This is a genomic window from Paenibacillus sp. yr247, from assembly GCF_900103825.1.
Classification (GTDB): domain Bacteria; phylum Bacillota; class Bacilli; order Paenibacillales; family NBRC-103111; genus Paenibacillus_E.
Window position 1 is genome coordinate 26952 of record NZ_FNIF01000033.1, and the last position, 11267, is coordinate 38218.

The 11267-nt window shown below is 43.1% G+C and carries 10 protein-coding genes and 1 riboswitch; of the genes, 5 read left to right on the forward strand and 5 right to left on the reverse strand.

Translation table 11 applies throughout. The features are described 5' to 3' along the window. The first annotated feature begins 42 nt into the window (after positions 1–42). From BLT91_RS27460 to BLT91_RS27475, 4 genes are read left to right on the forward strand one after another with little or no spacing between them, the layout of a single operon-like run. Entirely contained in the window at positions 43–909 is an 867-nt protein-coding gene (locus tag BLT91_RS27460) for a CpaE/TadZ family protein (RefSeq protein ID WP_090827101.1), read from the forward strand. A gap of 30 nt (positions 910–939) precedes the next feature. Continuing rightward, the gene (locus BLT91_RS27465) at positions 940–2373 is read left to right on the forward strand and encodes a TadA family conjugal transfer-associated ATPase (RefSeq protein ID WP_090827103.1); all 1434 of its coding nucleotides are present in this window, start codon (positions 940–942) and stop codon (positions 2371–2373) included. A 5-nt stretch (positions 2374–2378) separates the two neighbouring features. Then, complete coding sequence (locus BLT91_RS27470; RefSeq protein ID WP_254777168.1) at positions 2379–3332, forward strand: type II secretion system F family protein; 954 nt, start codon at positions 2379–2381, stop codon at positions 3330–3332. 5 nt (positions 3333–3337) lie between these two features. Continuing rightward, positions 3338–4258: a type II secretion system F family protein gene (locus BLT91_RS27475; RefSeq protein ID WP_254777164.1), complete on the forward strand. Its 921-nt coding sequence runs from the start codon at positions 3338–3340 to the stop codon at positions 4256–4258. A 59-nt stretch (positions 4259–4317) separates the two neighbouring features. Here the strand turns inward: BLT91_RS27475 and BLT91_RS27480 are convergent, their stop codons facing one another. Genes BLT91_RS27480 through BLT91_RS27500 form a run of 5 tightly spaced genes read right to left on the reverse strand, consistent with a single transcriptional unit; the run spans position 4318 to position 9951 of the window. After that, positions 4318–5490, reverse strand: a complete 1173-nt coding sequence (locus BLT91_RS27480; protein ID WP_090827107.1) for a hypothetical protein — start codon at positions 5488–5490, stop codon at positions 4318–4320. Between the two features lie 38 nt (positions 5491–5528). Next, positions 5529–6683 (reverse strand): acyltransferase family protein, encoded by a 1155-nt coding sequence (locus BLT91_RS27485; protein ID WP_175532553.1) that lies wholly within the window; start codon positions 6681–6683, stop codon positions 5529–5531. 11 nt (positions 6684–6694) lie between these two features. Continuing rightward, the gene (locus BLT91_RS27490; RefSeq protein ID WP_090827110.1) at positions 6695–8200 is read right to left on the reverse strand and encodes a hypothetical protein; all 1506 of its coding nucleotides are present in this window, start codon (positions 8198–8200) and stop codon (positions 6695–6697) included. Positions 8201–8226: 26 nt separating this feature from the next. Further along, complete coding sequence (locus BLT91_RS27495; RefSeq protein WP_090827112.1) at positions 8227–8967, reverse strand: class I SAM-dependent methyltransferase; 741 nt, start codon at positions 8965–8967, stop codon at positions 8227–8229. After that, positions 8968–9951 carry a glycosyltransferase family 2 protein gene (locus tag BLT91_RS27500; protein ID WP_254777165.1) on the reverse strand — a complete coding sequence of 328 codons (984 nt, stop codon included), beginning with the start codon at positions 9949–9951 and terminating at the stop codon, positions 8968–8970. Positions 9952–10033: 82 nt separating this feature from the next. Continuing rightward, positions 10034–10124: riboswitch (cyclic di-GMP riboswitch) on the reverse strand. A gap of 421 nt (positions 10125–10545) precedes the next feature. Between BLT91_RS27500 and BLT91_RS27505 the strand changes: the two genes are divergently transcribed. Then, positions 10546–10848 carry an SDR family NAD(P)-dependent oxidoreductase gene (locus BLT91_RS27505; protein ID WP_254777166.1) on the forward strand — a complete coding sequence of 101 codons (303 nt, stop codon included), beginning with the start codon at positions 10546–10548 and terminating at the stop codon, positions 10846–10848. Positions 10849–11267 lie beyond the last annotated feature (419 nt).

The following is an 11267-nucleotide window of genomic DNA, read 5'->3' on the forward strand; positions in this document are numbered from 1 at the left end:
AAGGTAACAGTAGAGACCAATGAATGGAAGGAGGCAACTCTCATGTCCAGTGATGAACAAACCATTGTAGAGAACGTACAGAATAAGCGGGGAGAAATGATTGCCATCTGCAGCGCGAAGGGCGGCATAGGAAGGACAGCACTGGCTGTCAATCTGGCTGTCGCCTTATCCAAGAACAACTCTAAGAGCAGTAATATTCAAATCTGCATGTTGGATGCGGATTTTCAATTCGGGGACGTATGTTTAGCTATGGATCTTCATCCTACGTTCACGATTAAAGATGTGATGGACAGTATCGACACGATGGATAAGCACACATTGGCGAGTTACCTGATTAAGCATAACAGCGGGGTCAAGGTGCTGGCTGCGCCGGATCGGCCCGAATACGCAGACCTTATAACCACAGACAGGCTGGATAAGGTGTGTGATTTACTGCTTTCTCAATATGATTATGTGATTGTCGATACGCCTTCCGGGTTTTCAGAAAAAACCTTGCAATTGATCGAGAGGGCGGACTCCGTATTCATGGTTACAACTCTTGAGATGACAGCGATAAAAAGCACCAAGCTGATGCTGGAAACTCTTATTCTACTTGGACTGCGGGATAAAATGAAGCTTGTCGTGAATCGGTCCACCATGGAGAGTGTGATTAAAGTCTCCGATGTACCGGAGCTGTTAAGTGAGGAAATGCCTTTCTACGTGCCCAATGAGTTCGAACTGGTATGCCAGTCGCTGAATGACGGCGTGCCTTTTATATTAAAGAATGGTAAATCGGACGTTGCAAAATCGGTGTACAAGATTGCAGAGCAGCTCATCCAGCGCCGTGAAATCAGCGTATTTAAGCCTAAAGAGCCCTCGTTCATTCGAGGAATCCTGCATCGAGCGATAGGGAGCACATCCATTTTTTAATGAAAATGAACCTAACTGGAGGAATCCATCATGAGTTTACTTGAGAAACTGCAGGCCAAATCAGGGTATCAGCAGCTTGAAGCTGCGCAAGCGGAATCTCAGGACGCACCAGTCGCAGCAGAGAAATCAGAGAAGAAGGATTTAATGGCCACGTTCCGTCGCATCCGTGGTACTGAGCAGCCACAGAAGGAACAGCGCGAGCAGATGAGTAAGCAGCATGAACTGAAGAATCGGCTGTACAAGCAGATTTTCAGTGAGCTGAAGGATGACAATGTAGAGGAAATTATTCCGAAGCTCGATGCAATGGCCGTTGAGATCATGAAAGAAGACGAATCCTTCCGGGGGAAAGTGGATCGCAAGAAGGTCATTGATGAGCTTTCAAACGATTTGACTGGATTTGGACCGATAAATCCGCTGCTCTTAGACCCTGATGTTTCTGAGGTCATGGTGAATGGTCCGAATCAAGTGTATGTGGAGCGTAAAGGAAAAGTTGAATTGTCTTACGTACAATTCAGAGATGACGAGCATGTCATGAACATTATCGATAAAATCGTGGCACCGATTGGACGTCGTATAGACGAAAGCTCTCCTATGGTTGATGCGCGCTTGCCTGATGGGTCTCGTGTGAATGCCATTATTCCTCCGCTCGCATTGAACGGACCGACGATTACCATTCGTAAATTCTCCAAGGATCCATTTACCATAGAGAACTTAATCAACTTCGGCACAGTTACGCGGGAGATGGCCACTTTCCTGGATGCGTGTGTGAAGGCAAAACTCAATATTTTTGTTAGCGGCGGTACGGGATCAGGTAAAACAACAACACTCAACGTGCTCTCTTCCTTCATTCCAAGCGATGAAAGGATCATTACCATTGAAGACGCGGCTGAGCTGCAGCTCTGGCAGGATCACGTTATTTCGCTTGAATCACGACCTGCTAACATTGAAGGTAAAGGTGCTATTACGATTCGAGATCTGGTGAAGAACTCGCTGCGGATGCGCCCAGAACGAATTGTGATAGGGGAAGTACGTAGCGGCGAGGCGCTGGACATGCTGCAGGCAATGAATACAGGTCACGATGGATCACTGGCTACAGGTCACTCCAACAGCCCGCGGGATATGATTTCTCGTCTGGAGACCATGGTACTCATGGCTGGCATTGATTTGCCGGTGAAGGCAATCCGAGAGCAGATCGCAGGCGCCATTGATCTGATTATTCAACAGTCCCGTCTTAAAGACGGTTCGCGTAAAATTACGAACATTACCGAGGTACAGGGCATGGAAGGCGATGTCATTGTCCTGCAGGATATATTTGCATTCGAGCAGTATGGTTTGGATGAGAATGGGAAAGTGATTGGCAAGCTAAGTCCGACGGGGGTACGCCCCAAATTTTATGAGCGACTTGAATCATCAGGTATTCAAATTCCTTCTTCAGTATTCTTTGAAGCGGGGTGGCCGAATTGATCTGGATGCTGACAGTGATGGTGCTGTTGACCGCACTGCTCTTATTTTCAGCGATTTTCCAAAGCTTGTTCCATTCAGATCGACGGATGAACCGCAGAATGAAGAAGATTCTCGAACTTGGAGACAAGAAGAAGCTCGGGAAACGGAAGTTCAATCTTCTTATTCAGATGCAGGTATACCGCCGACAAGTGAAAGAGAAGATGTTGACCAAGCAGAAAAGTGAACAGCTAGAGCAGATGATAACGCGCTCGGGAGTAGCCATCGCTCCGGAAGAGTATCTAATGTTTCAATGGATCGCAGCTCTGCTGTTATTGGCTCTGATGCTTTTGATTACAAGCAATCTTGGTTTCGCCCTCATAGGCTTTGTGATGGGATATTTGTCGCCAAGATTCTGGATCAAGAAGAAAACGCGGGAGCGCATCAAGAAGTTTAATGATGGGTTGGAAGATATGATTATGACGGTTATCGGTTCCCTTCGCGCGGGATTCAGCTTTGCACAGGCATTAAAGACGGTCGTTGATGAATCGGAAGCGCCGATCAAAGATGAGATTGAAATTCTGCTGAAGGAAATGCAGTACGGCACAAGCATGGAGGAAGCGCTTGAGCATCTAAAAGTGCGGATGCCGAGTGAAGATTTGGACTTGTTGGTTCAAGCTGTATTGATTCAGCGGCAGGTGGGTGGGAATTTGGCTGTGGTTCTTGATACAATCGTACGTACGATTCGTGACCGCAATAAAATTCATCGTCAAATCAAGACCTTAACAGCACAGGGGAGAATGTCAGGCTGGGTGATCGGGCTGCTGCCCTTCGGGCTTTCTGTCATTTTGTATCTCATCCAGCCCAGTTACATCGGAACGCTGTTCACACATCCGATTGGGCTTATGCTTGTAGGTGGAGCTGGTGTATCCATGCTCATTGGGCTGTTCCTAATTCGTAAAATGACGACCATCGAGGTGTAGCCTGAATGATGATGTATGTTACCTTTTTCTTTACAATCTTACTGTTGATCCAGTTCTTGTTCTCGTTAAAAAAAGAAAAAAGCGCAAAGGTGAAGCGTCGTTTATCCATGATTACCGATAAGGAGACAGCGGCGGCCCGCGCCCTTGAAGATGAGGAGAAGAAAGAGCTATCCGTGGTGCAGCGCGCATTACGGAGCATGTGGTTGCGGATGAAACGTAGATTCGAGCGCAAAAGTGGGATCCGGGATACAGGGATCGAACTGAAGCTTCTGCAGGCGGGTAATCCTTTTGGCATGGGGACATTCGAGTATCGCCTCCTGCAGATTATACTAATGATTGCCATGCCCCTCATTGGTGTGATCTACAGCTTATTAATTAAACCGGATATCAGCGGTATGCTGCTCGGCGGCTTGTTCGGGTTCCTGATAAGTCTAGTCCTGCCATCGTATTATTTGAAAGCCAAGACGAGACAACGCAGCAAGAAAGGACTCCGTGAACTCCCTGATATATTGGATTTGCTTACGGTCAGCTTGGAAGCTGGATTAGGTTTCGACTCCGCACTCAACAAGCTCGTGTCGAAATCGGAAGGTGTCGTTTCGGAGGAGTTCCATCGCTGTTTGGAAGAGATACGTCTTGGCAAGACACGGCGTGAAGCGCTGCTCGGGGTACGTGACCGTCTTGTCATTGAAGAAGTGCGCGTCTTGATCAGCTCCATTCTCCAGGCGGAGAAGCTCGGGATCGGTATGGTGCAGGTGCTTCGCGTCCAGTCACAGGAAGTGCGTGAACAGCGCAAGCAACGAGCAGAGGAAGCGGCGATGAAGGCGCCGATCAAGATGCTGTTCCCGCTGATATTGTTTATTTTCCCGAGTTTGTTTATTGTACTGCTCGGACCGGCGGTCATTCAGTTTATGACGGCTTTTAAGTGAGTACATTGGCGTTATAGGCAGGCTCATCTATGGATGGGGCTGTTTTTTTTGAATTCAATCTATGCAACAAACCCTTTAAAGCGTAGAGCTAAAAAAATGTATAAGGTGAAAGAAACCCATATGAAAAGGGTTGTATAGCCAACTGATTTCCAAATGATAAACGAAGAATGACCGGATTTTCTACTTGAACGTTTCAAAAGTTGATCCAGATGAATCCCAATAAATATAAACAGCGGGAAGACGGTTAGAAAATAGCGCATAAATCCATGGGATGCAATATGAATAGGCTGAATCAGAATGGAGGAGAGCGGCATCAAGATTAAACCAAACGTATAGATCACCTCGGACCAAACAATGGTTACCCCGCTCTGTTGTAGTCGAATTGTTGACACTAAATAACTGATGAAAATCACTAGTAACAATATGTGTAATATAATAATAGGTTCAATCCGGCTTGTTTCAACAGACGTTACGATATCTTGATAGATGGGATAAAAGGGGACGGTCGAATAACGGCCATAATCAGGCGCCATTACTTTTAAAAACAATAGCGGATCTCCTTTTGTCAGCCAAAGATAAACCGGATAGCTGAAGAACATCAGACTGCTCATCAAGGCAAATGCACAATCTTTCACATCCAATTTTCTACGGATTAATCTCTCTACAAAAAAAGCCAGAGGAACCCATACCCCAACAATTCTGGAAAGAGCAGCAAGTCCTCCGATAAAATACGCTGCACCCCTTTTTTCATTATCCCACAACCAGAAAGCCAATAACGCCAAGAACAGAAAGAAGCTTTCTGTATAAAAGGCGCTGAAAAAATAAGAAGATGGGAAGAAGACGAGGGCAGATAGCGTCAAAAACCTTACTCTTTCGCCGAGTCCCCTCTTCGCCATTAGCGAATATAATAGCCAAAGCGAACCTATAAAAAAGAAGTTGGATAGAAGAAACCCGACCCAATAAACATTAATCCCGGTGACACTGGTGATTCCCTTGACAATAAGCGGATAAAGAGGGAAAAAGGCAGCCAACCGGTTTTCCGCATATCCTTCCGTAGCAATTTGTGCATAATTATAAGAATCGTAATAAACGAAGTGGTCTAATAGTGGATTATCCAATTTCAGTTGGTTATTCGCATATTGAACCTCGCCTGTTTGACCGACAGACAAAAACAAAAACATCAGCAATCTGCTTATAACAAAAAGCAATAGAATAGTCTTGAGTGCTTTCATTTAATCTCTCCTAAACTTTAATCTAGCTGCCATAGTTCTTAAGGTTTAACTTGAGAAAGTTTATATTTAGCTTTGTAAATTTGGGTTAATTCTTTACCGAGTTTTATCGATGGTTGCTCTACGAAGTAGTATGATAAAACGGCAACAATAAATGTAATTATCAGAGATAATGTCCATATAATAGATATATTCACTTTACCAAAAAGTAAATGTGTGATTGATAATAGTACAATTGAATGATAAAGATAAAGACTATATGAGATATTTCCCATGAATATTAAGGGTCTTAACGTAAGAGCCTTTGATACTTTATATGATGAAATAGCTAATATAATAAAGAAGGAAACTCCAAGTGCTGTCATCCAATCATCAATAAAAAGATGTACTATTCTAATTGAATAGAAGAACCACCAAGCATACGTATATGTTAATATGGCACTGATTAGCAAAATAATCTTGGTCGACTTGGTAAAAGTTCGTACTGATTGAATAAGTTCATTTCTATGTTTTGCAAGTAACCCGCCTAAAATGAATAATGCTAAACAATGTAAAGTTATAAAGTAATCGTTGGGTATATAAAGTGCATTATTCGTTAAAATATCACCTGTAAGGCCCACAAATGATAACATTAAGCTGGTCATTATGACGTAATGCGATTTAAATCTTGAAATGAAGATTACTACGAAAGGAAATATAATTGATATCCTCATCTCTTGGACTAGGGACCATATAACAGGGTTCAATTTATAATTATAAAAATTTGGAATCAATAAAAAGTGCTGAATGATTTGTTGAGTATTTAGATCTGGTTCAAATGTTTTATTAAACCAGGTGCTCAGTTCTATAATATTTCCTGAGTAAAAAATTTTTGCTGCAATAATTGAAATAAATAAAGCTACTATATATGGCATATAAATTCGCAGTATTCTTTTTATCAAATACATAGAGTATATTGATCTTCGATCAACTAACATAGGAATTGCTAATACAAAGCCACTTAGGACGAAGAATAAAACCACTGCTTCATGTCCTGCGAAAAAAATATGAAGCGGAGAATATTTCATAATATTTACTTTTTCTACATTTGAAAAAGTATTCTTATAAAATTCAGGTAAGATTAATAAAAAATGATGTAGAAGTACACTGAGCGCTGCAAGACCTCTTAAAGAGTCCAGCTGTCTATAACGATTCAAAATAACTCACCTCAAGGTTTCTTACTGACAATCCTCCTAAGATCCCACACCTGACCAAAGCTGCCTGTAAAGTCCGGCTCATGTAATTGCTTCTTCACTTCATCCAGTTCAACTTCCGATAAGGAGTTGACTGTTTTGTTGGAATCCGCAGTTGGAAGTATCAGAAAGTCCGGCCGGTCCGATTGAATGACATCCATTAAATAACCGGATCGGAGACCGTTTACGGAACGCTCGAACGCGGTCCATTGGTGAACACCCTTGGTCGCTTCCAGAATAAACGGGTCGAAACGTCCATCCGCGAGCACATCTCCGCCCCTGAACATCACATAGCCGGAAGAGCCGTAGTCGGAAAGGACTTTAGGCCGGTTGATAGTGTTATTCTCGTGAAGGATGTAAGTCATCTCTTCTACCGGATATTTCGTAACGGGCTGCTTATATGGCGTCAACAGTACAGTGGAAAAGTTCAACATTAATCCTAATACGATCAGGGGAAGCACTATTTTTAAGCGCATATAGGGCTCCAAGCTCTTAAATACACCCAACCACTTATATCGATCTACGACAACAGCCAGATAGTAGGGCAGAAACAGCACGAGGAACAGAAATTGTTTGTAGCTAGCTAGACCGAGGTACAGCATTCCTATAAAAAGCATAAGACGAAACGGGCGTCCCTTAAGGCTATATAGGGCAGAAAGCACAAATACAATCAAAGTAATAAAACTAATGTAATTATTTGAAAAAGGAATGGGTTTCCACTCATCAATCATTTGAGTAAAAGGACTTTCACTTAAAGTCAAAAAGTAGGTCAAGCTCTGCAGCCCTCCGAAATTAGCAAGCCCGCCAATTATGATGAAAATCAATGCGATCAGATCATATCGATTTAACTTCTTCTCCCATATTCTTTCGAATACTTGCATCATGAATAATACCGCGATGACCGCCCACACGCCCGTATGCACGTTGGCCAAAATCAAGGATAAAATACCGAGAATCCCTGCTTTTTTCACGGATGCATCCATGGCGAATCGCCTTAGCCAAATGACGAACCATACAACAAGACCCGCAGAAATCATTTGTGGACGAATTTTGAAGTAGGCTATGTAGATATAGAACATGAACAAGGGTAGAACGACATAAACCAAAAAAGGATGCATCTTAGGAAGGCCCATCTCTTCTCTCGAGATCTCCATCAACCGATACAGCCCGACAGTTAATATGAAAACCGACAGCAGTGTAAAGATATGTACGCCATTCCACTCCCATAAGCTATACAAGCCGCCGACGATCCACTGGAAACCGACTTCATGAGGCACATACGACAGATTCTCACCGGCAAACGTATGGATCGCCGTATGAATGATCTTACCCTGAGTGATCATTTCCTTCCCGACTTCAATGTGCCAGAATGTATCGGGATCATTGCGGGAAGAATGGACATCCATGAAAATGAATATGAACATAAAGATTGCAGCATAGACGGCGAATACGATTCTTTGAAACAGTACTTTGTTATTCATAGTTGTGGCTCCCTTACCCTAGCTGGTTACAACTTCTGGCCGATCGCCATAATGGAAACGCCAAACGGCAATTTACTGTGTTTCAGGATATGTCTCTCACTGGACATTACCCCAGTAAGCAGTTTATTAATGAACGGTGAAGGCATAGATAGGTCATCCGATTTTCGCATAAATCCTAATTTCTTTTGTAGGATTCTCACAAATGCAATAACCGGAAAGAGCCAGGTATTGAAATAGCTTGCGTGCTTCGGTTGAAGGTTGCAATGCTGCATTTTTCCAACCAGTTCGTGTAATCGATATCTTCTCTTATGATGATGAGACTCATCGTGATTGCTCCATAAGAAGGAGAAGGCAGGGACTGTGATGAGCAAACTTCCCCCCGGTTTTAACTTTGAAGTCAAAGAGGCGAGTGTCCCGAGATCATCTTCTATATGCTCAAGAACATCCAAGAGAACGATCAGATCGAAAGATTCATCGGAAAAAGGAACCTGATCTGGCAAACTGCCCATATAAACGGATTTCCCGCTTTTGGATCGTGCAATTTCAGCTGCATCTTGTTCCATTTCGAGCCCAATGACTTCACAGCCTAATTGAGATAACATATCCAAGTTTCCGCCAGTTCCACAGCCTGCATCCAGGATTTTGGAATGAGGTCCGATTGTATGTAATTGCGATTGTAGAATGGTCTCGATAATGCTGCGCCGGCTGACAAACCACCAGTGCTCTTGCTCCATACGATCCATTTTCCAGTAAATCGTTTGTTCCATTTATTTAACTCCCTCCAGCCGAGACAGTTCTTTATTATCATCCAAACCTATTATGCTTTGAGTGAAATACAAAGGACGCCGTTTCGATTCGTTGTAGATTCGCCCCAGATACTCTCCGATGATTCCCAGTGTCGTAAGCTGAACGCCTCCAAGAAAGAGGACCGCCACCATTAAGGAGGGATAACCGGGTACTGCGTTGCCGTGGAGCAGGGTGGTTATGAACAAGTAGCAGGCAAAAAGAATAGCGAACAAGGAGATGGCAAAGCCCAAATAAGTCGCCGCTTGCAGAGGCAGGAAAGTGAAGGATGTGATGCCTTCAACGGCAAAATTCCACAGCTTCCAATAGTTGAACTTGGTCTTACCGGCAAATCGGGGCTCTCTGCGATAAGAGATGCTTGTCTGATTGAAGCCTACCCAGCTGAAGAGGCCCTTCATGAAACGGTGCTGCTCACGAAGTTCTTTTAAGGCGTTGACGACCTTTCTTGACATTAACCGGAAATCACCCGTGTCCTGCGGAATAGAGATAGGTGTCAGCCTTCGGATGAACCTGTAAAACAGATGCGCTGTGAGCTTCTTCATTGAAGTTTCGCCATCCCGCTTGGAGCGGGTGGCATAGACCACATCATAGCCATCTTCCCACTTAGCCAATAGATCTGGAATAACCTCAGGCGGGTCCTGCAAATCCGCATCAATGGGAATCACAGCATCGCCACGGCAATTGTCGAGGCCTGCCGTTAAAGCAATTTCCTTCCCGAAGTTGCGGGATAGATCAATGATTTTGATACGGCGATCCTTCTCGCGAAAACCATGAAGCTTGTCCAGCGTATCATCCTTGCTTCCGTCATTAATAAAAACCATTTCATAGTCATAGCCTGTTTGATTCATAACGCGCGTGACTCTGAAGTAAAATTCCATGATGTTGGCGCTTTCGTTAAAAACAGGTACAATGATCGAAACAAGAAGTCCCTTCATCGTTTTTCTCATGCAACCAACCCCGCTTTTCATCATATAATGGGTAAATAAAAAAAGCCCCTTTCACCAAAAAGGGGCATAACACTCCCGCAGCTTTGGTAACTGGCTGGCATAGTGCACGGATGTGCACGTTAGCCCCTGTAGCTTTGCGTCCCCGGCTTTCACCGGATTTGCCTTTTTCATGATTCGCGAAAGATTCGTTTAAATCGATATATAACCTTATCATACGACATGTCCGGTTCTGGCAATATCCGACAGAAGGATTATTATTCTAATAATGTCTGCGGTATAAATGAACTAGCTCTATCGGAATCGATTAGAGCGTTAGAACTATACCCAATCGGTAGCCTCAATCTACTTACATAAGCGCACTAACAGATTCTGACAAATTCGTGATTTCTCTCGCTCCATTTTCGCAGGCACTCTAGTTATTAATAAGTAAGCCGACAGCGCCATTCAATCAAAGTGTTTTGAAAACATCCGATAAGTGAACTTTGGGCTTTTCGGAAAAGCAATTTGAAGCAAGTCCCAACAATTAGCCGCGCAACTTGATAACAACGAATAGAGGCAGCGAAACAAGCAACAGATAAATTCGACAGAATTGACTTGTTAGTCAACAATGGGCATGAATTGCTGAGTGATGTTGATGAAGCTTTTAATGAAGAGGTGAAACAAAATTATGATGCCAATGTTTTCGGATTGCTAAACGTTATCAGAACGATTTTTCTCTACATGTGTAAACAGTGCTCAGGATATGTCATCAATATTTCATCGGTAGGCGGACTAGGTGGTTATGTAGGATGGGGTATTTATAGTTACAACATCTCTGATAAAAACAGCTCATGTAATCAACGACTATGCCGATACAGTGGGAGAAATGCGCGACTTTGCAACACAAGTCAATCCTAAAAAACTTGCGCAAGCTTTTATCAAATTAGCCATTTCCGAAAAGCCTCCGATATGAAGTAATTGAAGTAAGATGATTGCATTTGAAGAGATGTTTGTAGACGCCTGCTCTAGTAGCAGGTTTTTTTGTTATAAAGATTCATTAGAGGGGAGATGTTATAAAGGAAGGTAAGAATCGAACTTATAAAACTTTTTTCTAAATGGAAAAATAAAACATTGCATTGTAGTTGGAATGCATGGTATATTGTCATTCCGGCCGCAAGACAGGTTGGTGAAAGCAACTTGAGAAAAACAAGTTGCAAAAGAAAAGTTAGTGTGTTATATTGAACTTCCGGATTTGAGAGAAGACGGAAAACGAAAGAAATTGATCTTTGAAAACTGAACAACGAGTGAGTAAGCACGGTCGAGTAATCGACCAAAAA

What these genes read in the sequence shown, in the direction of transcription:
- BLT91_RS27460 (WP_090827101.1), top strand. Translation starts at nt 43, where the DNA reads ATGTCCAGTGATGAACAAACCATTGTAGAGAACGTACAGAATAAGCGG.
- BLT91_RS27465 (WP_090827103.1), top strand. Translation starts at nt 940, where the DNA reads ATGAGTTTACTTGAGAAACTGCAGGCCAAATCAGGGTATCAGCAGCTT.
- BLT91_RS27470 (WP_254777168.1), top strand. Translation starts at nt 2,379, where the DNA reads ATGCTGACAGTGATGGTGCTGTTGACCGCACTGCTCTTATTTTCAGCG.
- BLT91_RS27475 (WP_254777164.1), top strand. Translation starts at nt 3,338, where the DNA reads ATGATGATGTATGTTACCTTTTTCTTTACAATCTTACTGTTGATCCAG.
- BLT91_RS27480 (WP_090827107.1), bottom strand. Translation starts at nt 5,490, where the DNA reads ATGAAAGCACTCAAGACTATTCTATTGCTTTTTGTTATAAGCAGATTG.
- BLT91_RS27490 (WP_090827110.1), bottom strand. Translation starts at nt 8,200, where the DNA reads ATGAATAACAAAGTACTGTTTCAAAGAATCGTATTCGCCGTCTATGCT.
- BLT91_RS27495 (WP_090827112.1), bottom strand. Translation starts at nt 8,967, where the DNA reads ATGGAACAAACGATTTACTGGAAAATGGATCGTATGGAGCAAGAGCAC.
- BLT91_RS27500 (WP_254777165.1), bottom strand. Translation starts at nt 9,951, where the DNA reads ATGAGAAAAACGATGAAGGGACTTCTTGTTTCGATCATTGTACCTGTT.